The organism is Cupriavidus sp. CPT47-8839-RL05A (assembly GCF_058792255.1).
This window is the reverse complement of sequence record NZ_JBYTEG010000002.1, coordinates 167356-189948: the sequence shown is the minus strand read 5'-3', so window position 1 is coordinate 189948 and position 22593 is coordinate 167356. Positions and strand designations below refer to the sequence as shown.

Sequence of the window (22593 nt, the reverse complement as noted above, 5' to 3'; positions counted from 1 at the left end):
CTGCGCCCCGCCGCCATGAAACTCTTCCTGCTGTTCCGCCTCGGCGCTGACCACTATGCGCTCGATGCCGCCGAGGTGGCCGAGGTGCTGCCGCTCACGCGGCTCAAGCAGATCCCCGGCACGCCGGCCTGGGTGGCGGGCCTGATGGAGCGCCGCGGCCAGCCGGTGCCGGTGATCGACCTGCCGGCGCTGGCCACCGGCGTGCCGGCGGCGCTGCGCACCAGCACGCGCACGGTGCTGGTCCACTACCGCCGCCATGGCGGCGAGGCCGGCCGGCTGCTGGGCCTGCGCCTGGAATCGGCCACCCAGACGCTGCGCTGCCCGGTGGAATCGTTTGTCGACGGCGGCATCGCCGGAGCCAGCCCGCGCTACCTTGGGCCGGTGCGGCACGACGCGCGCGGCCTGCTGCAGTGGGTGCGGGTCGATGCCCTGCTGCCGGACGACGTCCATGCCATGCTGTTTGCCGACACCTCCGGGGAGGCCGCGGCATGAGCACTGCCACGCACATCGAGGCCCTGCTCAAGGCCCGCATCGGCCTGGATGCGGGCGCCATCGGCACTGGCGCGGTGGCACGCGCCGTGCGTGAGCGCCAGCAGGCACGGCAGGCGCCGGACACCCAGGCCTACTGGGACCTGCTGCACGGCACCGCCGATGAATTCCAGGCCCTGATCGAGGCCGTGGTGGTGCCCGAGACCTGGTTCTTCCGGCATCGCGAAGCGCTGCTGGCGCTGGGCCGCCTTGCCGCCGAGCGCGCCTTTGCCGACGGCAGGCGCACCCTGCGCGTGCTGAGCCTGCCCTGCTCCACCGGCGAAGAGCCCTACTCGATCGCCATGGCCATGCTCGATGCGGGCGTGCCGGCGGGCCGCTTTGCCATCGATGCGGTGGACATCAGCGCCCGCGCGCTGGCCCGCGCACGCCAGGGCGAATACGGCGCAAACGCCTTTCGCAGCGCGCCGCTGGATTTCCGCGACCGCTATTTCACGGCCACGCCCAGCGGCTATGTGCTGGATGCACGCGTGCGCGCGCAGGTGCGGCTGCTGCAGGGCAACCTGGTCGATCCCGGCCTGCTGGCCGGCGAGCCGCCCTATGACTTCGTGTTCTGCCGCAACCTGCTGATCTACTTCGACGCGCCGGGGCAGCGGCATGCGGTGCAGACGCTGGCGCGGCTGGCCGCTGCCGACGGCATTCTCTTTGTCGGGCCGGCCGAGGCCAGCGTGCTGAGCGCGCAGGGCCTGGAGCCAGTCGGCCTGCCGCTGACCTTTGCCTTCCGCAAGCCGTCCGCCGTGCCCGCCGCCAGGGCGGCGCCGCGTGCGCCCGTGCACGCGGCCCAGCCGCCGCGCATGGCCGCACCGCCACGGCTGCCGCGGCCGCCTGCCTCGATGCGGCCCGTCCCGGTCACGCCCCCGCCCCTGCGGCCCGCAGCGCCCGCGCCTGGCAACGATCAGCGCGCCGCGCTGGCTGCCATTGCCGCCCAGGCCGACCGCGGCGAGCTGGAGGCTGCCACCGCAGCCTGCCTGGCGCTGCTCGAGCGCACCGCGGATGCCAACGCCGACGCCTATTGCATGCTGGGTGTGCTGCACGACGCCGCGGGCCGCGCCGCGCAGGCCCATGCCGCCTACCGCAAGGCGCTGTACCTGGACCCGGCGCACCAGGAATGCCTGTACCACCTGGCCGCGCTGCTCGATACCGAAGGCGATCACGATGGCGCCATGCGCCTGCGCCAGCGCGCGCAACGCCACACCCGCAAGCACCATGGCTGAGCCCCCAGGCATTCTCCTGCGCACCGAAAACGTCGACGACTGCTGGCGGCGCATCGGCGTGCGCGGCGACGGCTCGTGCCCCGCGCTGGCCGAGCACGCGCACTGCCGCAACTGCCCCACCTACGCCCAGGCCGCGGCCATGCTGCTGGACGCGCAACGGCTGGACGTAATGCCGGATGCACTGCCCGACGCCGCCACATTCGCCGACGATGACGGGGCCTTGCCGGCCGAACGCGGCACCGCGCTGGCCTGCCTGGTGTTCCGCATCGGCGATGAATGGCTGGCCCTGCCGACCGCCGCGCTGGGCGAAGTCACCGCGCCCTGCCCGATCCATTCGCTGCCGCACCGGCGCGATGCCGCCGTGCTGGGACTGGCCGCGGTGCGCGGCAACCTGCTGGCCTGCCTGTCGCTGGCCCGGCTGTTCGACGCGGGCGCCGGTGAAAGTGCCAGCGGCAGCCGCTTCCTGATCCTCGGGCAGGGCCGCGCCGCGATCGCGCTGCCGGTGGCCGAGGTGTCCGGCATCGCCCGCGTGCCGCAGCCCGCGCTGCAGCCGCTGCCCGCCACCCTTGCGCGGGCCTCGGCACGCTACACGCAGGCGCTCTTCCTCGACCAGGGCCGCAGCGTCGGGCTGCTCGATGCCGCACTGGTGCGCCAGGCGCTGGCCAGGAGCCTGGCATGAATTCCGAGCAACTGCGCGACGCCTCGCTGCTGGAACTGTTCGCGCTCGAAGCCGATGCCCAGGCCGAAGTCCTCAATGCCGGCCTGCTGGCGCTGGAGCGCAACCCGGCAGCCGCCGAGCAGCTCGAAGCCTGCATGCGCGCCGCCCACTCGCTCAAGGGCGCGGCCCGCATCGTCGGGCTCGATGGCGGCGTGCGCGTGGCACACGCCATGGAAGACTGCCTGGTCGCCGCTCAGGGCGGCATGCCGCTGACCGCCGCGCATATCGACGCGCTGCTGCAAGGCACCGACCTGCTGCTACGCATCGGCCATCCGCCCGGCGGCGATCCGGGCTGGGCCGAGCACGCCGGCCGCGCCGAGATCGATGCAGTGGTGCAGCGGCTGGGCACGGTCGATGGCGGTGCCGCGGCGCCGGTCGTGCAGGCACAGCCAGCGCCGGACCCGTTACCGGAACCAGCGCCCGCGATACCGGCGCCGGCGGCACCGGCAGATGACACGCAGGAGCGCATGCTGCGCGTGAATGCCGACGCGCTTGACCAGTTGCTGGCGCTGTCCGGCGAGGCCATGGTCGAGTCTCACTGGCTGCGCCCCTTCGGCACCTCGCTGCAGAAGGCAAGGCGGCAACAGGCGCGCGCACTGCGCGCCGTCGATGCGCTGCAGGAAGCCTTGCAGGACGGCAACGCGGGCGCGGCTGCGCACACCGCGCTGGCCGAACTGCGCCAGCTGCTGGACGAAAGCCACGATCAGCTGGCCGCGCGGCTGGAAGAGTTCGAACAGTACGATCACCGCGCCACGCGGCTGGCGCGCCGGCTCTATGACAGCGCGCTGGCCTCGCGCATGCGCCCGCTGGCGGACGCGCTGACCGGCTACGCGCGCATGGTGCGCGACCTCGGGCGCACGCTCGGCAAGCCGGTGCACCTGGAACTGATCGGCGCCGGCACGCAGGTGGACCGCGATATCCTGGAAGCACTGGACGCGCCGCTGGCGCACCTGCTGCGCAACGCGGTGGACCACGGCATCGAAGCGCCCGAGGTACGCGCGGCGCAGGGCAAGCCGGCGGAAGGCCGCGTCACGCTGCAGGCCCGCCACAACGCGGGCCGCCTGGTGATCGAGATCTTCGACGACGGCGCCGGCGTCGACCTGGAAGCCCTGCGCCACGCCATCGCGCGGCGGCGGCTGGCGTCCGAAGAGACCGCGGCACGGCTGTCGCAGGCAGAGCTGCTTGACTTCCTGCTGCTGCCGGGCTTCAGCATGCGCGACACGGTCTCCGAGGTCTCCGGCCGCGGCGTGGGCCTGGATGCGGTGCAGGAGATGGTGCGCCGCGTGCGCGGCAGCCTGCGCCTGACGCAGCAGCCGGGCCAGGGCCTGCACTTCCGGATGGAGCTGCCGCTGACACTGTCGGTGGTGCGCACGCTGCTGGTGGAGGTCGCGGGCGAAGCCTATGCCTTCCCGCTGGGCCGCGTGCTGCGCGCGGCCTCGGTGGCGCGCAGCGAGATCGAGCAGACCGAAGGGCACCAGCATTTCCGCCACGAAGGTCGCGCCATCGGGCTGGTCAGCGCGACGCAGATGCTGCAACGCCCCGACGCTGACGCTGCCAATGCGCACGCGCAAGTGCCGGTGGTGGTCATCGGCGAGGCCGAGCGCATCTATGGCATTGCCGTCGACCGCATGCTGGGCGAGCGCCTGCTGGTGGTGCAGCCGCTGCCGGCGGCACTGGGCAAGGTCCGCGACATCGCCGCCGGCAGCCTCACCGACGACGGCACGCCGGTGCTGATCTTCGATGTCGAGGACGTGATCCGCTCGGTCGAGAAGCTGGTCTCCGAGGGCCGCATCGAAGGCGTGCGGCAGGCGGCCGTGGCCAGCGTCCAGGCGCGCGCGCGGCGCGTGCTGGTGGTGGACGACTCGCTCACTGTGCGCGAGCTGCAGCGCAAGCTGCTGGCCGGGCGCGGCTATGACGTGGCGGTGGCGGTCGACGGCATGGACGGCTGGAACGTGCTGCGCGCCGAGCCCTTCGACCTGGTCATCACCGATATCGACATGCCGCGCATGGACGGCATCGAACTGGTGCGCCGGATCCGGCAGGACGCCGCGCTGCGGCAGCTGCCGGTGATGGTGGTGTCGTACAAGGACCGCGAACAGGATCGCCAGCGCGGGCTCGAGGCCGGCGCGGACTATTATCTGGCCAAGGGCAGTTTCCACGACGCCGCGTTGCTCGACGCGGTCCATGACCTGATCGGCGAGGCACGCCCATGAAGATCGGCATCGTCAATGACTCGGCGCTTGCGGTAGCCGCGCTGCGCCGCGCGCTTGCGCTGGATCCGTCGTTCGAGATCGCCTGGGTCGCCGGCGACGGCGAGCAGGCGGTGCAGATGGCCGCGCGCCAGACCCCGGACCTGATCCTGATGGACCTGCTGATGCCGGTCATGGACGGCGTCGAGGCGACCCGGCGCATCATGTCCGCCACCCCCTGCGCCATCGTGGTGGTGACCATGGACCTGGGCCGCAACGCCTCGCAGGTGTTCGACGCGATGGGCCACGGCGCCATCGACGCGGTCGACACCCCCACGCTGGCCGAGCCCGACGCCCAGCTTGCCGCCGGGCCGCTGCTGCGCAAGCTGCGCAATATCGGCCGCCTGCTGGCCGGCCGCGTGGCCCCGCAGCATACGCTGACGGCGGCGCCACGCGCAGTGGCCGCACCACGGCTGGTGGCGATCGGCGCCTCGGCCGGCGGCCCGGCCGCGCTGGCCACGCTGCTGGGCGCGCTGCCGGCGGACTTCGGCGCCGCGGTGGTCACCGTGCAGCATGTGGACGAAGCCTTTGCCGCCGGCATGGCCGACTGGCTCGACGGACAGTGCAAGCTGCCGGTGCGCATTGCCCGCGCCGGCGACGCGCCCCAGGCCGGCACGGTGCTGCTGGCCGGCACCAACGACCACCTGCGCCTGGCCAGTCCCACGCGCATGGCCTACACCGAACAGCCCTGCGACTACCTGTACCGCCCCTCCATCGATGTGTTCTTCGAAAGCGTGGTGGAGCACTGGCGCGGCGACGTGATCGGCGTGCTGCTCACCGGCATGGGCCGCGACGGCGCGCTGGGGCTGAAGGCGATGCGCGAGCGCGGCTTCCTGACCATCGCCCAGGACCGCGCCACCAGCGCCGTGTACGGCATGCCCAAGGCCGCCGCGGCCATGGGCGCGGCCGCGGAGATCCTGCCGCTGCCGCGCATTGCGCCGCGGCTGGTGCAGGCATGCGGCGGCACCGTACCGCTTTGACCCAATGCAATACGTCGCGACCGGCACCGGGACCGTGACACCCAGGAACTGAACATGCAACCCGAATTACCCAACCGACCCGCAGCGCCTGCGGCCGACAAGGACTACCTTGCCATGGTGCTGCTGGTGGACGACCAGGCCATGGTCGGCGAAGCGGTGCGCCGCGCGCTCTCCACCGAGCCCGACATCGACTTCCACTACTGCGCGCAGCCTGACGAGGCCGTGGCGGTGGCGCAACGCACCAAGCCCACCGCGATCCTGCAGGACCTGGTGATGCCGGGCGTGGACGGCCTGACGCTGGTGCAGCGCTATCGCGAGAACCCCGCCACGCGCGACATCCCCATCATCGTGCTGTCGACCAAGGAAGAAGCCGCGACCAAAGGCGCGGCGTTTGCCGCAGGCGCCAACGACTACCTGGTCAAGCTGCCCGACAGCATCGAGCTGATTGCGCGCATCCGCTACCACTCGCGCTCCTACCTGAACCAGCTGCAGCGCGACGAAGCCTATCGCGCGCTGCGGCAAAGCCAGCAACAGCTGCTGGAAACCAACCTGGAGCTGCAGCGGCTGACCAATTCAGACGGCCTGACCGGCTTGTCCAACCGGCGCTATTTCGATGAATACCTCGGCGCGGAATGGCGCCGCGCGCTGCGCGAGCAAACCCAGGTGGCGCTGCTGATGATCGACGTCGACGCGTTCAAGGCCTACAACGACACCTACGGCCACGTCGCCGGTGACGAGGTGCTGCGCCGCGTGGCCGCGGTGATCCGCGACAATTGCGTGCGCCCCACCGACCTGCCCGCGCGCTTTGGCGGCGAGGAATTCGCCATGGTGCTGCCGGCGACCTCGCCGGGCGGCGTGCGGCTGCTGGCCGAAAAGGTGCGGCGCGCGGTGCAGGGGCTGGCCATTGCCCACAGCGGCTCCCCCACCGCCGACTGCGTCACCGTCAGTATCGGCGGCGCCGTGCTGGTGCCCCAGCCTGACCAGGCGCCGAACCAGGTAGTGGAAGCCGCCGATGCAGGCCTCTACCAGGCCAAGCGCAATGGCCGCAACCAGGTGATGATGGCGCAAGGCTGAGTCACTGCAGCAGCACAACTGCAACAACCAGTTACACACTGGCGGCCACCGGCCAACCGGGGCACCAGCCCCGCCCACGTCCGCCAGGCCCCGCGCCTGCGGGCCTGGCCGGCCCCGCCACGCACGCACGCGTCACCGCTTGTCGGAATTGTCCGACATGCGATTCGGAGCCCCGCGCCTGTCTCGCCGTTGCGTTGATACCTATCGTTGCATCACGACAGGTGCAATCACTGCGCCTGCAACGAAAGACAGCCAACTGGCCACGCGACCGGCGCGCCCCCGCGCGGGCATGGGCCAGATCGTCTCTGACTCCAACAGCAAGAGGTGACCCATGTTCCGATCCAAGACCCTGTTCATCGGCCTCGCGTTAGCAGCAACCGCAGTCCTGACCGCCTGCGGCGGCGGTGATGACGGCATCGACGACCGCGTCGGGCTAAGCAAGCCGAGCATCCGCGTGATCCACGCCATCACCGGCGGCCCGAACGTCGACGTGCTGCAGAACGGCACCCTGACCAGCTTCGTGAACAAGCCTTACAAGTTCGTCTCGACCTACTTCAACGTGGAGACCGGCAACCAGCTGATCTCGTTCAACCGCACCGGCACGCAGACGGAAATCGGCCGCGCCACCATCGTCGCCGCCACTGGCCACAAGTACACGGTAGTGGCACTGCCCGGCGCGACCGCCGCGGAAACGCTGACCATCGACGACCCGTTCGAAAAGGGCCTGCTGTCGCACAAGGCGCGCGTGCGCAGCCTGAACGCCTCGTTCAATGCGCAGAACGTTGACATCTACCTGACCTTGCCGGCCATCGACCTGAATTCGGTGGGCCCGACCTTCGCCAACGTGGGCTACAAGCAGGCTGTGCCAGCCTCGGGCGCCGACTCGATCGACGTGGATGGCAACACCACCTACCGCCTGCGCATCACCACCGCGGGGACCAAGACCGTGATCTTCGATTCCGGCGCGCTGACGCTGGCCAACAACGCCGACTGGCTGATCACCACGATCCCGGTCGACGGCATCGGCGCGACCGTGCCGAACAAGATCAAGGTGCTGGTCGCACGCGGCGATGATGAGTCGCAAGCTGGTCTTGAACTCGTAACGCAGTAACAGCGTGCTTGCAGCTGCCTGCGGCAGGCGGGCAGCATGCAGGAGGCCGGTCCGCAGGACCGGCCTTTTTTGTCTGACGGGTGGCGGCTGACCGCCCTTACTGTTCTGCCCCCGGCTCCAGCTCCGCCTTCAGCACCGCCAGGTGCGACATATAAGCCTCCAGTTCCGCCCGCCCCTGTTCGGTGATGCAATAGACGCGGCCACTGCCTTCAACCAGTTCGGCAGTAATGGCCCGCGCCATCATCAGGCTGCGCAGGATCGGCCGCAACGAGCGGATATTCTTGTCGATGCCGCGCTCGCGCAGCCGGTCGACCAGGCTCAGGACCGTGGACGGGCTCGACTGGACGAGCTTGAGCACATAGATGCGTGAGAAAAACCGGTCAAAAATAGGCGGTTTCATGGGCGCTGTCGGCGCACCCGATGGTGCGGCAATCCTGATCATCATGCGCAGCCCATGACTGCTGCCGCAGTCGGGCACTCTCTGGGTTCTTGATGCGGGCGGACGCGAACGCGCGATCGGCCCGCGAAAGCAAACGGGGTGCGCTCAGGCACCCCGTTTGCTTGCGTAGCGGGCGCCGTCCGGCATGAGCCCGGCCGGCGCCATTCCGGGGAGCGCGCGTGTCGCTATTCTTCCTGGAACGCTTCTTCGCGCTTGGCCTTGATCGACGGCAGCGCCACCACTGCAACCAGGGCAGCGGCTGCGATCAGCAGTCCGACCGACAGCGGCCGGGTCACGAACACGGTGAAGTCACCGCGCGAGAGCAGCAGCGTGCGGCGGAAGTTTTCTTCCATCATCGGTCCCAGCACGAAGCCCAGCAGCAGCGGAGCGGGTTCGCAGCGCAGCTTCAGGAACAGGTAGCCGATGATGCCGAAGCCGGCGGCCATGAACACGTCGAAGGTCTGGTTGTTGACCGAGTACACGCCAATGCCGCAGAACACCAGGATCGCCGGGTACAGGAAGCGGTACGGCACGGTCAGCAGCTTCACCCAGATGCCGATCATCGGCAGGTTCAGGATGATCAGCATCAGGTTGCCGATCCACATCGAGGCGATCAGGCCCCAGAACAGCGCCGGGTTGCTGGTCATCACCTGCGGGCCGGGCTGGATGTTGTGGATGGTCATCGCCCCCACCATCAGCGCCATCACCGCGTTGGGCGGAATGCCCAGCGTCAGCAGCGGGATGAACGAGGTCTGCGCCGCGGCGTTGTTGGCCGACTCCGGACCGGCCACGCCTTCGATCGCGCCCTTGCCGAACTCATGTGCATACTTGGAGGTCTTCTTCTCCAGCGAGTACGCCGCGAACGAGGCCAGCGCCGCGCCGCCACCGGGCAGGATGCCAAGCGCCGAGCCCAGTGCGGTGCCGCGCAGCACGGCCGGGATCATGCGCCTGAAGTCTTCCCTGGTCGGGAACAGGTTGGTCACGCGGTTGGTGAAGGTCTCGCGCGCTTCCTTCTGCTCCAGGTTGGCGATGATCTCGGCAAAGCCGAACATGCCCATGGCCAGCGCCACGAAGTCGATGCCGTCGGTCAGTTCCGGCACGTCGAACGAGAAGCGCGCCGCGCCCGAGTTCACGTCGGTGCCGATCAGGCCCAGCAACAGGCCCAGCACGATCATCGAGATCGCCTTGGGCAGCGACCCCGAGGCCAGCACCACGGCGCCGATCAGGCCCAGCACCATCAGCGAGAAGTATTCGGCGGGGCCGAACTTGAACGCCAGCTCGGACAGCGGCGTGGCAAAGGCTGCCAGGATCAGGGTGGCCACGCAGCCGGCGAAGAACGAGCCCAGGCCGGCGGTGGCCAGCGCCACCCCTGCCCGTCCGCGCCTTGCCATCTGGTAGCCGTCGATGGTGGTCACCACCGATGACGATTCGCCAGGCAGGTTGACCAGGATGGCGGTGGTCGAACCGCCGTACTGGGCGCCGTAGTAGATGCCGGCCAGCATGATCAGCGCGGCCACCGGCGGCAGCGTGTAGGTGATCGGCAGCAGCATGGCGATGGTGGCCAGCGGCCCCAGGCCCGGCAGCACGCCGATCAGGGTACCCAGCACGCAGCCCAGGAAGGCGTAGGCCAGGTTCTGCAGCGACAGGGCCGTGGAAAAGCCCAGCGCAAGGTGATCAAACAATTCCATGGTCGGCGCTCCTTAACCGGTGATGAAGGCCGGCCACACCGGCATCTGCAGGTTGATGCCGTAGACGAATGCGCCAAGGCTGATCAGCACCAGCACCACCGCGTTGAGCAGCGCGCCCTTCCAGCTGAATTCATGGCTGGCCATCGACGACACCATCACCAGCACGAACACCGACAGCACCATGCCCAGCGGCTTGAGCAGCAGGCCGAACAGCACCACCGAACCGAGGATCCACAGCAGCGTCTTCAGGTCCCAGCGCGCCAGATGGTCTTCCTCGCCCTTGGGCGACAGCGAGGACAGCAGCACCACCGCCCCCAGCACTGCCAGCACCAGTCCCAGCAGGAATGGGAAATATCCGGGTCCCATCTTCGCGGCCGTTCCCATGGAATAGCCGCGGGCGACCCAGGAAAAGCCCAGACCGACCAGAACGAACATCAGGCCGGAGGCAAAGTCCTTTTGGCTGCGTATGCGCAAAACGATTCTCCTCAAAGTTCACGAAATGCCGTGCCGGGGACGCACTGGCTCGGGCGGCAAGGCATGCGGCGCGCATGCTCCCCGACTGTGACCCGAACCTTAGAGACGTGATCTTTCAGGTGCCTTTCATTTGTCTTGGTTTAGGGGTATTCACCGATACCCCTTGAAAACAAGGCAAATCCAGCCGAAGCGCGCAAAAAAATACATCACAACGTGATGTATTTTCTGGTGAATGATCCGGAAGAAAAGTCGACGGGAATGTCAGGCGAACAAGACGGCACGCGCGCTTGCGTCAAGGCAAGGTGCGGCCGGAAGGACGTGCGCCTGCTCTGGCCAGGCAGGCGACGCGTGCGCTGGGAGGGAGTGCCAGCGATGACACGATGACACGATGACACACCGATCTTTCGAATGGCTTTCAAAGCCGGCGGCACGATCACGGGCCGCTGCAGCTCAGCGCACGCCTGCGGGCTCGGGCGTTGCCGAGGCGGCCTCCTCGACGACCTCGCCCGCGTCTTCGCAGGGCGTTCCCATGCTGGTATCGGGCGCCTGCCCCACGGCTTGCGCCGGGTGCGGCATGGTGGGCAGGATATGGCTGCGGCGCCAGTTGCCGAAGCGGTAGTAGCCGGCCGCCAGCACCAGCGACACCACCGAGCCCAGCGGAAAGCTCCACCAGATCGCTTCGGCGCCGATGCGCGGCCCCAGCAACCACGCGAACGGCAGCCGGATCACCCACATCGACAGGAACAGGATCACCAGCGGCGCCATCACCGCGCCGGTGGCGCGCACCGTGCCGAAGATGACGATGGTGAAGCCAAACAGGATGAACGACCACAGCACCACCACGTTGATATGCTGCGCGATACCGATGGCCACGCCGTCAGTGCCCAGGAACAGCCCCAGCGAATGCCGGTTGAACAGATAGATCAGCGCGACCAGCGCACCGGTCATCACCACATTGATCAGCAGCCCCACGCGCGTGATGCGCGACACCCGCTGCCACAGTCCGGCGCCGACGTTCTGCGCCACCATCGACGACACGCTCGCGCCTACCGCCAGCGCGGGCATCTGCACATAGGTCCACAGCTGCGAGGCCACGCCGTAGGCGGCGGTGGTCTGCGAGCCATAGGCATTGACCAGCGCCATCATCACGATCGCCGACGACGAGATCACCACCATCTGCAGGCCCATCGGCAAGCCCTTGACCACCAGTGCCCGCAGGATTGCCGGATCGGGCCGCAGCAGCGCAAGCTGGCCACGGTGCAGCAGCAGGAAATGGCGGCGCCGGTACAGCAGCACCATCATCGCCGCCAGGCTCGCCAGCTGCGCGATCAGCGTGGCCAGCGCCGAGCCCGCGATGCCCAGCGGCGGGACCGGGCCCATACCGAAGATCAGCACCGGGTTGAGCGCCACGTCCAGCACCACCGACAACAGCATGAACCAGAACGGCGTGCGCGAATCACCCGCGCCGCGCAGCGTCATCATCACGAAGTTGTAGAAGTACATGAACGGCAGCGCCAGGAAGATGATGCGCAGGTAGCTCACCGCCAGCGGCGCGGCGTCTTCCGGCGTGTGCATCGCCGCCAGGATGGCCGGCGTATAGAAATAGCCCAGCGCCGAGGCCAGCACCGACAGCGCGACAAAGAAGGTGGTACTGGTGCCGACCACGCGGCGTGCCTCGTCCAGGTCGCGCGCGCCCACGGCCTGTCCGATCATGATGGTGTTGGCCATGCTGATGCCGAACACCACGCCCAGCAGGAAGAACAGGATGATGTTGGCGTTGGAGGTTGCCGTCAGCGCGGCCTCGCCCAGGAAGCGGCCGACCCAGACCGAATTGATCGAGGCGTTCAGCGACTGCAGGATGTTGCTGCCGAGCACCGGCAGCGAGAACAGCAGCAGGGTGCGGCCGATCGGGCCGGTGGTCAGTCTGGCGTCAGGCTTCATGGGCGTCGCGCATGGGGAAATCCGCCCAGTCTATTCCTGCCCGGAGGCGGCTACAAGGACACACGGCCGGCACGGCGCCATGCTTTTTACCTGTATGAGTTATTCCCCTCCGGTTGCGGCCCCCTGCATACTCGGCACGGGACCACCGCGTCCCAGGCCGGCTGCCGGAAGCAATGCCCGGCATGCGCGTGCGCCCTTCAGTCGCAGTCAAATCGAGGAGGTGGGGTCATGTTTGTCGGTTTCCAGCCTGTTTCCGGCGCCCTGGTGCCGTTTGCCTATGACTGGCCGATGGTGGGCCTGTCGTTCCTGATCTCTGTCTGCGGCGCCTACGTGGGCCTGCGCTGGTCGCGGCGCGTGCGCATGCCCGACGGCCGCCTGGACGTGGACCGGCTGTTGTGCGCCAGCGTGGCGCTGGGCGGCGGCGCGGTCTGGTCGATGCATTTCATCGGCATGGTGGCCTACCAGACCCCGACGCACCGCGAGTTCGGGCTGTTCATGACGCTGGCTTCGCTGGTGGTCGTGATGGTGCTGGCCGGCGCCGGGCTGGCGATCGCCTCGCGCCCGCGCGGCAGCCGTACCGACAACGTGGTCAAGGGCGGCGTGCTGACCGGGCTGGGCGTGGTGGCGATGCACTACACCGGCATGGCCGCGATCCGCTCCAACACCCGCTTCGACTGGGACCTGGCCATCATCGGGCTGTCGGTGGTGATCGCGGTGGTGGTGTCGGTGGTGGCGCTGTGGCTGGCCACCACGGTGAAGACCCGCGGCAAGCAGCTGGCAGCTGCAGTGGTCATGGGCGTTGCCGTCTGCGGCATGCACTACACCGGCATGTCGGCGGGCACCATGATCTGCACCAGCCCGACCTACGCGCCCAGCCTGTTCGCCATCGAGGGCGACAGCATCGGCTATGCGGTGTTCGGCCTGACGCTGATCACGCTGCTCGTGATCCTGGTGGTGGAAGCCACCCGCACCGGGGCTGAAGTCGTGCCGGTGGCGCGCACGCGCGACACCGCCTGATATCGGCTGATATCGGCTGAACCGGCCGCGGGGACATTCCCGCACTTTCCTCCTGGAAACACACCCGGCGCGCTGCATGAACGCGGCCGCCGGGTTAAGCTTGCGGTTTCACCGCCCACCAGGAGAACACGCATGTACCAGGATCTCGCCCTCTATATCGACGGAGAATTCATCAAGGGAGGCGACCGGCGCGAGCAGGATGTCATCAACCCGGCCACACAGGAAGTGCTGGGCAAGCTGCCGCACGCCAGCCGCGCCGACCTGGACCGCGCGCTGGCCGCTGCGCAGCGCGCCTTTGAAACCTGGAAGAAGACCTCGCCGCTGGAGCGCGCCAAGATCCTGCGCCGCGTGGGCGAGCTCACCCGCGAGCGCGCCAGGGAGATCGGCCGCAATATCACGCTGGACCAGGGCAAGCCGCTGGCCGAAGCCGTCGGCGAAGTGATGGTCTGCGCCGAGCACGCCGACTGGCACGCCGAGGAATGCCGCCGCATCTATGGCCGCGTGATCCCCCCGCGCCAGCCCAATGTGCGCCAGATCGTGGTGCGCGAGCCGATCGGCGTGTGCGCCGCCTTCACGCCGTGGAACTTCCCGTTCAACCAGGCCATCCGCAAGATCGTGTCGGCGCTGGGCGCGGGCTGCACGCTGATCCTGAAGGGGCCGGAAGACTCGCCCAGCGCGGTGGTGGCGCTGGCGCAGCTGTTCCATGATGCGGGCCTGCCCCCGGGCGTGCTCAACATTGTCTGGGGCGTGCCCGGCGAGATCTCGACCTACCTGATCGAATCGCCGATCGTGCGCAAGATTTCGTTCACCGGCTCGGTGCCGGTGGGCAAGCAGCTGGCGGCGCTGGCCGGCGCGCATATGAAGCGCGTGACCATGGAGCTGGGCGGCCATTCGCCGGTGCTGGTGTTCGACGACGCCGACATCGACCCCGCCGCCGAGATGCTGGCGCGCTTCAAGCTGCGCAATGCCGGCCAGGTATGCGTATCGCCGACGCGCTTCTACGTCCAGGAGAAGGCCTATGACCGCTTCCTGGCGCGCTTTACCGAGGTGATCGGCTCGATCAAGGTCGGCAACGGCCTGGAAGACGGCACCCAGATGGGGCCGCTGGCGCATGAGCGCCGCGTGCTGTCGATGGAGCAGTTCCTGGACGATGCCAGCCAGCGTGGCGGCAAGGTGGTGGCCGGTGGCTCGCGCCTGGGGGACAAGGGCTATTTCTTCGCGCCCACCGTGGTCACCGACCTGCCCGACGACTCGCGCCTGATGACCGACGAGCCGTTCGGCCCGGTGGCGCCGGTGACGCGCTTCAAGGACACGGCCGAGGTGCTGCGCCGCGCCAACAGCCTGCCTTTTGGCCTGGCCTCGTATGTGTTCACCAACTCGCTGAAGACGGCGACCGAAGTGTCCAACGGCCTGGAAGCCGGCATGGTCAACATCAACCACTTCGGCATGGCGCTGGCCGAGACCCCGTTCGGGGGCATCAAGGATTCGGGCATCGGCAGCGAAGGCGGCCAGGAGACCTTCGATGGCTACCTGGTGACCAAGTTCATCACCCAGGCCTGAGCGCCCGGGCGCGGTGCAAGGCGGCTTGCCGCCGGCTCCCTCCCCGGGGCCGGCGGCGCCTCCCCGTCAGCGGAAGAAGATGCCGCGCGTCAGGAACGTATGATTCGCTTCTTCCGCCATCAGCCAGACCAGCACCAGCAAGCACAGCGGCGGTACCAGGATGGCGCAGATCAGCGCCATGCGCTCCCATGCCATGTGCATGAACACTGCCACGATCAGCCCCGCCTTCAGCCCCATGAACACCAGGATCAGCGTCCAGCGCAGGTAGCCGGTGACATGGAAATAGTCGACCAGGTACGACAGCGTCGACAGCACGAACAGCAGCAGCCAGATCTTCAGGTACAGCCCGATGGGATGCTGCTGGCCGGAGTGCGCGGCATGCCCGGCATCGTTGCCGGAGCCATGCGCTGGCGTCACCGGGGTTGCGGGAGTTGCCGGATTCGATGCCATGGCAGTCACCAGAGATAGAACAACGCAAAGATAAAGACCCAGACCAGGTCAACGAAGTGCCAGTACAGGCCCGCGATCTCCACGATCTGGTAGTTGCCGGTGGCCTCGTAGCGCCCGCGCAGCACGCGCGTGGCCACGATCAGCAGGTACACCACGCCGCACGACACATGCAGCCCGTGGAAGCCCGTGATCATGAAGAAGGTCGAGCCGAACTGCGCCGCCCCCATCGGGTTGGTCCACGGACGCACGCCCTCGTCCACGATCAGCTTGGTCCATTCGAAGGCCTGCATGCCGACGAACATGACGCCGAACAGCGCGGTGACGAACATCAGGATGGCGCACTCGCGGCGCGCGCGCCGGTAGGCAAAGTTGACCGCCATCGCCATGGTGCCGCTGCTGGTGATCAGCACGAAGGTCATGATGGCGATCAGCAGCAACGGGATGTCGGCGCCACCCACGTGCAGCGCGAACACCTCGCTGGGATTGGGCCACGGCACCGTGGTCGACATGCGCACGGTCATGTAGCCGGTCAGGAAGCAGCTGAAGACGAAGGTGTCGGACAGCAGGAAGATCCACATCATGGCCTTGCCCCACGACACCTTGAAGGCCTGCTGGTCCGACGACCAGTCGGCCAGCAGGCCGCGCACGCCGCCCACCGGGGGCGCGGGCGCCACGCCGGGTGGGCCCGATGGCGAAGACAGTTGCGTTGACATGCCGGTCCTCCTTGCTGCCGCCGCCGCTAGGCCGTGCCGCAGATATAGCGCACCAGTTCGGGCGTGAGCCACCCCAGCGCCGCCAGCAGCACCACCCATACCGCCAGCAGGAAATGCCAGTAGCGCGCGCACAGCCGCATGCGCAGCACCGCGGCCTCGCCGCTGCCGCGTGACGACATGGCAAAGCCCCAGCCGGCCAGGCCGCCCAGCACGTGCAGGCCGTGCATCGCGGTCAGCAGGTAGAAGAAGCTGCCGGCCGGGTTGCCGGCAGGCATCACCTGCATCGCGCCCAGTGCCTGCCAGGCCCACAGCTGCGAGGCGACGAAGCCGGCCGCGCCCAGACCGCCCAGGCGCAGCGCCTGCCTGGCCACGGCCATCTCGCCCCGGCCCGCGGCGCGCGACGACACCGCCATCGCCACGCTGCCCGCGGCCAGCAGCGCGGTGGACAGCCACACCTGCCAGGGCAGCCCGATGCGGTGCCAGTCCGGGCTGTCCATGCGCAGCGCATAGGCGGTCAGGAACAGCGCAAACAGCGAGGTCACCACGCCCATGAACACCCACAGGCCGATGCTTGCGGGAGCGCGCCCTTGCGGCCGGTGGTTGGCGGCATTCTCGTCGGACGGGTTGCCGCCGAAATCGTCGCGGCTGACCTTGTACAGGGCTTCGGCGTTCATGCGACGGCTCCGCGGCTGGCATGCGGTTCAGGCTCGGCGCCGCCCTCTTCCGGCGGCGCGTTCTGCGCGATAAAGTCCTCGCGCGCGCCCGGCACGCTGTAGGCATAGGCCCAGCGGTACACCACCGGCAGGTGCGGCCCCCAGTTGCCGTGCGCGGGCGGCGTCTGCGGCGTCTGCCATTCCAGCGAGGCCGCGCGCCACGGGTTGGCGTCGGCCTTGCGGCCATGCCACAGGCTCCACACCAGGTTGAAGACAAAGAGCAGCTGCGCCGTGGCGACGATGAAGGCGGCCACCGAGATGTACATGTTCATCACATGCGCCGACTCCGGGATAAAGGCGTAGTTCTCGTAGGCGTAGTAGCGGCGCGGCATGCCCAGCACGCCCAGGTAGTGCATCGGGAAGAAGATGGCGTAGGTGCCGACGAAGGTGACCCAGAAATGGATCCGGCCCATGCTGTCGTCCAGCATCCGGCCAGTGACCTTCGGGTACCAGTGGTAGAGGCCGCCGAACACCACCAGGATCGGCGACACGCCCATCACCATATGGAAGTGCGCCACCACGAAGTAGGTGTTGGACAGCGGGATATCCACGCTGACATTGCCCAGGAACAGCCCGGTCAGGCCACCGATGACGAAGGTGCTGATGAAAGCAATCGCGAACAGCATCGGCACGGTGAAATGAATATCGCCGCGCCATAGCGTGATGACCCAGTTGTAGACCTTGATCGCGGTGGGGATGGCGATGATCAGCGTGGTGGTGGCAAAGAAGAAGCCGAAGTATGGGTTCATGCCGCTGACGAACATGTGGTGGGCCCACACCACCACCGACAGCACCCCGATCGCCAGGATTGCCCACACCATGGTGCGGTAGCCGAAGATGCTCTTGCGCGAATGCACGCTGACCAGGTCCGAGACGATGCCGAAGGCCGGCAGCGCGACGATATACACCTCGGGGTGGCCGAAGAACCAGAACAGGTGCTGGAACAGCAGCGGGCTGCCGCCCTTGTACTGCAGCTGCTGCCCCATCGACACCATCGCCGGCATGAAGAAGCTGGTGCCGAGGGTCTTGTCCAGCAGCATCATCACCGCCGACACGAACAGCGCCGGGAACGCCAGCAGCGCCAGGATGGTGGCCATGAAGATGCCCCATACCGACAGCGGCATGCGCAGCAGCGTCATCCCTTCCGTGCGCGCCTGCAGCACGGTGGTGACGTAGTTGAGGCCGCCCATGGTGGCCGCGACGATAAAGATCGCCAGCGACACCAGCATCAGGATGATGCCCCAGTCATGGCCCGGGGTGCCGGGCAGGATGGCCTGCGGCGGGTATAGCGTCCAGCCCGCGCCGGTGGGCCCGCCGGGCACGAAGAAGCTGGCCAGCAGCACGATCACCGACAGCAGGTAGACCCAGAAGCTGAGCATGTTGAGGAAGGGGAACACCATGTCGCGCGCCCCCACCATCAGCGGGATCAGGTAGTTGCCGAAGCCGCCCAGGAACAGCGCGGTCAGCAGGTAGATCACCATGATCATGCCGTGCATGGTGACGAACTGGTAGTAGCGGTTGGCGTCGATGAACTCGAAGCGCCCCGGGAAGCCAAGCTGCATGCGCATCAGGTTGGACAGCGCCACGCCCACCAGGCCCACCACGATCGCCACGATGGTGTACTGCACGGCGATCACCTTGTGGTCCTGGCTCCAGACATAGCGGGTCCAGAAGCTCTGCGGCGCGTGATGGGCGGCATCGTCGGCATAAGCCATGCGGGTCTCCTCACTTCCTGGCGGGCGCGGGTGCCGCCGAGGGCGGCACGGCCACGGCCGTCGAAGTCGTATAGGTGCCGGACGCGGCCCCGGGCGTGGCAGCGGGCGCCCCAGAGCCAGCGGTTGCCGTGGTGGCGGCGCTGGTCGCGGCAGCCGGGCCGGCGGGCACGTCCGCGGGCGCCACCGGCGCCACCGTGCCGGCTTCCGCCGCGCCGCTGCCGGCCGACTTGATATAGGCGGTCAGCGCCGCGACCTCATCCTCGCTCATCGGCAACTTCGGCATCACCGGGCCGAAGCCCTTGACCAGCCGCGCATTGGGGTCGGTGATCTCCTTGTGCAGGAAGGCATCGTCCACCTTGGCGCTGCTGCCATCGACAAAGGTCTCGGTCTTGCCGTACAGGCCCTTCCAGGTCGGCCCCACGCCCGGATTGCCGTCGATGCTGTGGCAGCCGACGCAGCCCTTGCTCTGCGCCAGCGCGCGTCCCTTCTCGACGGTGCCGGCGTCGCCCGCGGCGCCGGGTGCGGCAGCGGCCATTGCCGCCGGCGGTGCCGCGGCCTTCGCCAGCGTCATGGCAAAGGTCTGCTGCCTGGCCAGCCATGCCTCGTACGCAGCCGGTTCTTCCACCACCACCGTGCCGCGCATGTTGTAGTGCCCCACGCCGCACAGCTGCGCGCACAGGATATCGAAGCGCCCCGCCTGCGTCGGCGTGAACCAGAACGACGTCACCATGCCCGGCACCATGTTCATGCGCGCGCGGAACGGCGGCACGTAGAAGTCATGCAGCACGTCCTTGGAGCGCAACAGCACCTTGACCGGCTTGTTCAGCGGCAGGTGCACCTCCGGTCCGACGATCACGATATTGTCCAGGCCGCGCGGATCGTCGGGGTCCAGCCCGAGCGGATTCGCACCGGTGACAAAGCGCGCATCGGAAGCACCCAGCTGGCCGCTCTTGCCGGGAAAGCGGAAGGCCCAGGACCACTGCTGCCCCACCACTTCCATCACCATCGCTTCGCGCGGCGGGCGCACGTAGTCGGCATAGACGAACAGGCCCGGCGCCAGCAGCAGCACCACGCCCAGCGTGGTGCCGCCGATCAGCCACAGTTCGAGCTTGCTGTTCTCCGGGTGGTAGGACGCGCGGTGGCCGGTGCCGCCATTGGGATGCGGCGCCTCATGCCGGAAGCGCCAGACGATGTAGCCGACAAACAAGTTGATGCCGATGAAGAAAATGCCGGTGATGACCAGGGTAATGGTCAGCGTGTCGTCCATCTGCTGCCAGTTGGACGCCAGCGGGGTCGCCCACCACGGGCTCATGAAATGGAAGAGCACCGAAGCGACGACCATGACTACGAGTGCGATGGCCAACGCCATATCCACCCTCCTCCTCGCGCGCGGCGAGGGATGCGCAAGTCACGCAGGTAGACATAAGACTAGTGCATGCCGTCAGGTCACTGCAAGGCGACATGCCAATGCATTGGTGTCGCACTGCACAAGCGCGCAGTGCGAGAAAAAGCGGCGGCGGGAACCCCTGGTTCCGGCCGCCGCAGGCCTTGCGCGCGTACCCGCCCAAGGGCTGGCGCGCGCAACGCAACCGTCATGAGCCGGCGCTCGCCGCGCCCTGCCCCGAAGCGCTGTCAGTGCGATACGTCCTTGCTCTCCAGCTTCCAGTAGCATGCCGCCGCGGCCATCCCGAAGATCAGATGCCCGATGAAGGTATGCCACCCGCGCACCTCGACAAACCAGTGGAAGGCCAGCGTCATCACATAGAAATTGAAGAAGTACACCACCATGCCAAACACGGCACCCGCCAGCATTGCCATGCCCAGGCTCGAATCCAGCGTGAATGGCGCGATGATGGCCGCCAGGATCATGCCCAGCACGGCGCCCAGCACGAAATGGATCACCAGCGCCGCGGCCACCGTGCCGACGGTAAACGTTGCGCTCTGCAGCACGTCCTGGCCCATCAGGATCCCGGCGATCATGCGCGTGGCGATCCACGGGTTCACGCCCGACACCATCGACGACCAGAACAGCTCCAGCACCAGCAGCAACGCCCCGGCCGCCAGCCCCGAGACCGCTGCCGCGGTCCAGTCCGGCTGCCGCCGCACGTAGTGGTGCGATTGCATGTGAAGTTCCATAGCCACCTCCGTCTCTCTCGGTCCGCGGGGCATTGGACTTGAATGGGAACGGGGCCCCGCGTCTCTGATCAGCATAGGACACGTGTTTCCCGCTTCGGGGTTCGCATGGCGAAAAACGTGGGGCATGCGTACGCAGCGCAACGCCTGAACCGTCATAAGTGCGCGCATCGGTACCTGGGTGGCATCCGCATCTCGCGGGTTCGGGACAATCCCGATGCGCGCAGCCATGCATCGGGCACACACTGCCTATACTGGAATCACAAAAGAGAGACAGGAGACCGCCATGCACTTCACCGCGCATGATCTTGTATTCCTGATTCCGATGGCGCTGGTAGGCGTGATCGCCATGGGTTCGATTCCGGTGACCGCCAAATACCTGCGCATCAGTTGCCGGACCATGGGCGCCCTGATCGGCGCACTGGTTGCGGTGTTGGTGCTAGAGGCATTACCGCTGCTGATCTGACCCCCAGAGGTCGGACAGACGGTTTTTGGGGAGGAGGGCCGTTATGTCGATCGGCCTGCTTGCTGCCGTCATGGCGGCGCTGCTGTTCATTACCGTCTTGCGGGCCATCTGGCGCTGCAGCCATCCGTACCGGATGCGCTACCGGCGTTGCGCTGCACAACGGCAACGCGCCGGGCTGTGCCGGCATACGCTGCGACGGCACGGCTAGGCCCCAACAAGCCTTCTCTTGCACATTGCCTGGTACGCGAACCGGGCCGTAGTCCGTCACGCCGTCGGCGCGCGCAACGCCGCCAGCGGCGCGTTCACTGACTCTCCCAGCCGCTCCATCAGCGAATAGCGCGCCACGTAGTGGCGGAAGTGCTCGATGAACGCGGCCTCGGCCGGCGTCTGGCGCCGCTCCGGATTCCACAGCAGGTACATGTCGATATCGGCCACGCCCTCTTCGGGCGGCAGGCGCCACAGCCGTTGCTGGGCGACATCGTCGGCAACGATATGTTCGGGCAGGCAGCCAATGCCATAGCCCGCGAACACCAGCCGCCGGATTTCATCGAGGCTGGGCGAGGTCGCGACGATCTGGCCGGAAAAGCCGTGCTGGTCGCGGAATACGGCCAATGGCGCCAGCACGTCGCCAAGCTGGTCGCTGCTGAACGAGACGAAGTTCTCGGCCAGCAGGTCGGCAATGGCCAGCCCGGTGCGCCCGAACAGCCGGTGATGGCGCCCGCAGAAGATGGCATAGCGCTGGCGCAGGAACAGCATGTGCTCAAGCCCGTCGCCCGACTGCCGGCCCGGCTGCCGGTACAGGCTCAGGCCCACGCCGCCAGCCTTCTGCGCGAGCGCGTCCGCAATTTCGGTGCTGCGCATCACGTCCACCTGCAGCGTGACGCGCGGGTGCTGCCGATGGAACGCGGCCAGGCATTCGTCATAGACGCCGGAATGGATCCGGCTCACGGTCAGCAGCCGCAGCAGGCCGCTGATTTCGTCCTGCTGCTCCGCCAGTTCAGCCCCCAGCCGCGCCACGCTGCCATAGACGTCGGTGGCGATGCGCAGCACTTCTTCGCCGGCCCGGGTCAGGCGGAAATTGCTGCCGCGCCGCTCGATCAGCGTGTGTCCCAGGTGCTCTTCGAGCCGGCGCAAGGCCAGGCTCACCGCCGGCTGGGTGATATGCAGCCGCACCGCGGCGCGGCTCAGGCTGCGCTCGTGGACGATGGTCAGGAAGGTGCGCAGCAGGTTCCAGTCGAGCCGGTCGGTCAGCAGGGCCCGGTCCAGGGCAGAACGCTCCATCACGCCACCATATAAATTAAAATTATATGAAAAATAAATAATAGAAATTTGACTGATATTTGTCAACGCGCGATAACTCCTCCCACAGCTGCCCCTGATGCAGCGGCACAA

22 protein-coding genes are annotated in these 22593 nt (G+C 67.8%); 11 read left to right on the top strand and 11 right to left on the bottom strand.

The genetic code is table 11. The features are described from left to right. The first annotated feature begins 15 nt into the window (after positions 1 to 15). From AC3WVS_RS02955 to AC3WVS_RS02925, 7 genes are all read left to right on the top strand, one after another. On the top strand, positions 16 to 492 hold the full coding sequence (locus tag AC3WVS_RS02955) for a chemotaxis protein CheW (protein WP_492317311.1): 477 nt from the start codon (positions 16 to 18) through the stop codon (positions 490 to 492). Continuing rightward, positions 489 to 1760 (top strand): CheR family methyltransferase, encoded by a 1272-nt coding sequence (locus tag AC3WVS_RS02950; RefSeq protein WP_492317310.1) that lies wholly within the window; start codon positions 489 to 491, stop codon positions 1758 to 1760. The genes AC3WVS_RS02955 and AC3WVS_RS02950 overlap by 4 nt, the downstream gene beginning before the upstream one ends. Then, positions 1753 to 2439: a chemotaxis protein CheW gene (locus AC3WVS_RS02945; protein ID WP_492317309.1), complete on the top strand. Its 687-nt coding sequence runs from the start codon at positions 1753 to 1755 to the stop codon at positions 2437 to 2439. Before AC3WVS_RS02950 ends, AC3WVS_RS02945 begins: the two co-directional genes overlap by 8 nt. Beyond that, on the top strand, positions 2436 to 4691 hold the full coding sequence (locus AC3WVS_RS02940; RefSeq protein WP_492317308.1) for a hybrid sensor histidine kinase/response regulator: 2256 nt from the start codon (positions 2436 to 2438) through the stop codon (positions 4689 to 4691). Before AC3WVS_RS02945 ends, AC3WVS_RS02940 begins: the two co-directional genes overlap by 4 nt. Then, the gene (locus AC3WVS_RS02935; protein WP_492317307.1) at positions 4688 to 5707 is read left to right on the top strand and encodes a chemotaxis response regulator protein-glutamate methylesterase; all 1020 of its coding nucleotides are present in this window, start codon (positions 4688 to 4690) and stop codon (positions 5705 to 5707) included. Before AC3WVS_RS02940 ends, AC3WVS_RS02935 begins: the two co-directional genes overlap by 4 nt. A 54-nt stretch (positions 5708 to 5761) precedes the next feature. Further along, on the top strand, positions 5762 to 6781 hold the full coding sequence (locus tag AC3WVS_RS02930; RefSeq protein ID WP_492317306.1) for a diguanylate cyclase domain-containing protein: 1020 nt from the start codon (positions 5762 to 5764) through the stop codon (positions 6779 to 6781). Positions 6782 to 7112: 331 nt separating this feature from the next. Further along, complete coding sequence (locus AC3WVS_RS02925; protein ID WP_492317305.1) at positions 7113 to 7892, top strand: DUF4397 domain-containing protein; 780 nt, start codon at positions 7113 to 7115, stop codon at positions 7890 to 7892. Between the two features lie 97 nt (positions 7893 to 7989). Here AC3WVS_RS02925 and AC3WVS_RS02920 read toward each other — a convergent pair whose 3' ends face one another. From AC3WVS_RS02920 to AC3WVS_RS02905, 4 genes are all read right to left on the bottom strand, one after another. Beyond that, positions 7990 to 8292: a helix-turn-helix transcriptional regulator gene (locus AC3WVS_RS02920; protein ID WP_035824204.1), complete on the bottom strand. Its 303-nt coding sequence runs from the start codon at positions 8290 to 8292 to the stop codon at positions 7990 to 7992. A gap of 224 nt (positions 8293 to 8516) precedes the next feature. After that, on the bottom strand, positions 8517 to 10019 hold the full coding sequence (locus AC3WVS_RS02915; RefSeq protein ID WP_010811082.1) for a tripartite tricarboxylate transporter permease: 1503 nt from the start codon (positions 10017 to 10019) through the stop codon (positions 8517 to 8519). A 12-nt stretch (positions 10020 to 10031) separates the two neighbouring features. Then, the gene (locus AC3WVS_RS02910) at positions 10032 to 10493 is read right to left on the bottom strand and encodes a tripartite tricarboxylate transporter TctB family protein (RefSeq protein ID WP_010811081.1); all 462 of its coding nucleotides are present in this window, start codon (positions 10491 to 10493) and stop codon (positions 10032 to 10034) included. 450 nt (positions 10494 to 10943) lie between these two features. After that, a complete protein-coding gene (locus AC3WVS_RS02905) occupies positions 10944 to 12434 on the bottom strand; it encodes an MATE family efflux transporter (RefSeq protein WP_492317304.1) in 1491 nt (496 codons plus the stop codon). A 228-nt stretch (positions 12435 to 12662) separates the two neighbouring features. Between AC3WVS_RS02905 and AC3WVS_RS02900 the strand changes: the two genes are divergently transcribed. Continuing rightward, positions 12663 to 13451, top strand: a complete 789-nt coding sequence (locus AC3WVS_RS02900; RefSeq protein WP_492317303.1) for an MHYT domain-containing protein — start codon at positions 12663 to 12665, stop codon at positions 13449 to 13451. A gap of 132 nt (positions 13452 to 13583) precedes the next feature. Beyond that, complete coding sequence (locus AC3WVS_RS02895) at positions 13584 to 15011, top strand: NAD-dependent succinate-semialdehyde dehydrogenase (protein WP_492317302.1); 1428 nt, start codon at positions 13584 to 13586, stop codon at positions 15009 to 15011. Between the two features lie 66 nt (positions 15012 to 15077). Here the strand turns inward: AC3WVS_RS02895 and AC3WVS_RS02890 are convergent, their stop codons facing one another. From AC3WVS_RS02890 to AC3WVS_RS02865, 6 genes are all read right to left on the bottom strand, one after another. Next, positions 15078 to 15461: a cytochrome C oxidase subunit IV family protein gene (locus AC3WVS_RS02890; RefSeq protein ID WP_010811077.1), complete on the bottom strand. Its 384-nt coding sequence runs from the start codon at positions 15459 to 15461 to the stop codon at positions 15078 to 15080. Between the two features lie 5 nt (positions 15462 to 15466). Then, positions 15467 to 16174 carry a heme-copper oxidase subunit III family protein gene (locus AC3WVS_RS02885; protein ID WP_492317301.1) on the bottom strand — a complete coding sequence of 236 codons (708 nt, stop codon included), beginning with the start codon at positions 16172 to 16174 and terminating at the stop codon, positions 15467 to 15469. Positions 16175 to 16200: 26 nt separating this feature from the next. Further along, positions 16201 to 16848 (bottom strand): bb3-type cytochrome oxidase subunit III, encoded by a 648-nt coding sequence (locus AC3WVS_RS02880; RefSeq protein WP_492317300.1) that lies wholly within the window; start codon positions 16846 to 16848, stop codon positions 16201 to 16203. After that, positions 16845 to 18602, bottom strand: a complete 1758-nt coding sequence (ctaD, locus tag AC3WVS_RS02875; RefSeq protein ID WP_010811074.1) for a cytochrome c oxidase subunit I — start codon at positions 18600 to 18602, stop codon at positions 16845 to 16847. The genes AC3WVS_RS02880 and ctaD overlap by 4 nt, the downstream gene beginning before the upstream one ends. Before the next feature lie 10 nt (positions 18603 to 18612). Further along, positions 18613 to 19971: a cytochrome c oxidase subunit II gene (locus AC3WVS_RS02870; protein WP_492317299.1), complete on the bottom strand. Its 1359-nt coding sequence runs from the start codon at positions 19969 to 19971 to the stop codon at positions 18613 to 18615. A 263-nt stretch (positions 19972 to 20234) separates the two neighbouring features. Continuing rightward, positions 20235 to 20738, bottom strand: coding sequence for a membrane protein (locus tag AC3WVS_RS02865; RefSeq protein WP_011617622.1), 504 nt, complete (start codon positions 20736 to 20738; stop codon positions 20235 to 20237). 283 nt (positions 20739 to 21021) lie between these two features. On the opposite strand from AC3WVS_RS02865, the gene AC3WVS_RS02860 reads away from it, so the two are divergent. Next, entirely contained in the window at positions 21022 to 21201 is a 180-nt protein-coding gene (locus tag AC3WVS_RS02860) for a hypothetical protein (RefSeq protein WP_010811071.1), read from the top strand. A gap of 43 nt (positions 21202 to 21244) precedes the next feature. Next, positions 21245 to 21409 (top strand): hypothetical protein, encoded by a 165-nt coding sequence (locus AC3WVS_RS02855; protein WP_010811070.1) that lies wholly within the window; start codon positions 21245 to 21247, stop codon positions 21407 to 21409. 56 nt (positions 21410 to 21465) lie between these two features. Here the strand turns inward: AC3WVS_RS02855 and AC3WVS_RS02850 are convergent, their stop codons facing one another. Then, positions 21466 to 22482 (bottom strand): LysR family transcriptional regulator, encoded by a 1017-nt coding sequence (locus AC3WVS_RS02850; protein WP_492317298.1) that lies wholly within the window; start codon positions 22480 to 22482, stop codon positions 21466 to 21468. Positions 22483 to 22593 lie beyond the last annotated feature (111 nt).

What these genes read in the sequence shown, in the direction of transcription:
- AC3WVS_RS02900 (WP_492317303.1), top strand. Translation starts at nt 12,663, where the DNA reads ATGTTTGTCGGTTTCCAGCCTGTTTCCGGCGCCCTGGTGCCGTTTGCC.
- ctaD (WP_010811074.1), bottom strand. Translation starts at nt 18,602, where the DNA reads ATGGCTTATGCCGACGATGCCGCCCATCACGCGCCGCAGAGCTTCTGG.
- AC3WVS_RS02955 (WP_492317311.1), top strand. Translation starts at nt 16, where the DNA reads ATGAAACTCTTCCTGCTGTTCCGCCTCGGCGCTGACCACTATGCGCTC.
- AC3WVS_RS02880 (WP_492317300.1), bottom strand. Translation starts at nt 16,848, where the DNA reads ATGAACGCCGAAGCCCTGTACAAGGTCAGCCGCGACGATTTCGGCGGC.
- AC3WVS_RS02890 (WP_010811077.1), bottom strand. Translation starts at nt 15,461, where the DNA reads ATGGCATCGAATCCGGCAACTCCCGCAACCCCGGTGACGCCAGCGCAT.
- AC3WVS_RS02865 (WP_011617622.1), bottom strand. Translation starts at nt 20,738, where the DNA reads ATGGAACTTCACATGCAATCGCACCACTACGTGCGGCGGCAGCCGGAC.
- AC3WVS_RS02860 (WP_010811071.1), top strand. Translation starts at nt 21,022, where the DNA reads ATGCACTTCACCGCGCATGATCTTGTATTCCTGATTCCGATGGCGCTG.
- AC3WVS_RS02885 (WP_492317301.1), bottom strand. Translation starts at nt 16,174, where the DNA reads ATGTCAACGCAACTGTCTTCGCCATCGGGCCCACCCGGCGTGGCGCCC.
- AC3WVS_RS02945 (WP_492317309.1), top strand. Translation starts at nt 1,753, where the DNA reads ATGGCTGAGCCCCCAGGCATTCTCCTGCGCACCGAAAACGTCGACGAC.
- AC3WVS_RS02850 (WP_492317298.1), bottom strand. Translation starts at nt 22,482, where the DNA reads ATGGAGCGTTCTGCCCTGGACCGGGCCCTGCTGACCGACCGGCTCGAC.
- AC3WVS_RS02855 (WP_010811070.1), top strand. Translation starts at nt 21,245, where the DNA reads ATGTCGATCGGCCTGCTTGCTGCCGTCATGGCGGCGCTGCTGTTCATT.
- AC3WVS_RS02935 (WP_492317307.1), top strand. Translation starts at nt 4,688, where the DNA reads ATGAAGATCGGCATCGTCAATGACTCGGCGCTTGCGGTAGCCGCGCTG.
- AC3WVS_RS02915 (WP_010811082.1), bottom strand. Translation starts at nt 10,019, where the DNA reads ATGGAATTGTTTGATCACCTTGCGCTGGGCTTTTCCACGGCCCTGTCG.
- AC3WVS_RS02895 (WP_492317302.1), top strand. Translation starts at nt 13,584, where the DNA reads ATGTACCAGGATCTCGCCCTCTATATCGACGGAGAATTCATCAAGGGA.
- AC3WVS_RS02950 (WP_492317310.1), top strand. Translation starts at nt 489, where the DNA reads ATGAGCACTGCCACGCACATCGAGGCCCTGCTCAAGGCCCGCATCGGC.
- AC3WVS_RS02905 (WP_492317304.1), bottom strand. Translation starts at nt 12,434, where the DNA reads ATGAAGCCTGACGCCAGACTGACCACCGGCCCGATCGGCCGCACCCTG.
- AC3WVS_RS02920 (WP_035824204.1), bottom strand. Translation starts at nt 8,292, where the DNA reads ATGAAACCGCCTATTTTTGACCGGTTTTTCTCACGCATCTATGTGCTC.
- AC3WVS_RS02930 (WP_492317306.1), top strand. Translation starts at nt 5,762, where the DNA reads ATGCAACCCGAATTACCCAACCGACCCGCAGCGCCTGCGGCCGACAAG.
- AC3WVS_RS02870 (WP_492317299.1), bottom strand. Translation starts at nt 19,971, where the DNA reads ATGGCGTTGGCCATCGCACTCGTAGTCATGGTCGTCGCTTCGGTGCTC.
- AC3WVS_RS02940 (WP_492317308.1), top strand. Translation starts at nt 2,436, where the DNA reads ATGAATTCCGAGCAACTGCGCGACGCCTCGCTGCTGGAACTGTTCGCG.
- AC3WVS_RS02925 (WP_492317305.1), top strand. Translation starts at nt 7,113, where the DNA reads ATGTTCCGATCCAAGACCCTGTTCATCGGCCTCGCGTTAGCAGCAACC.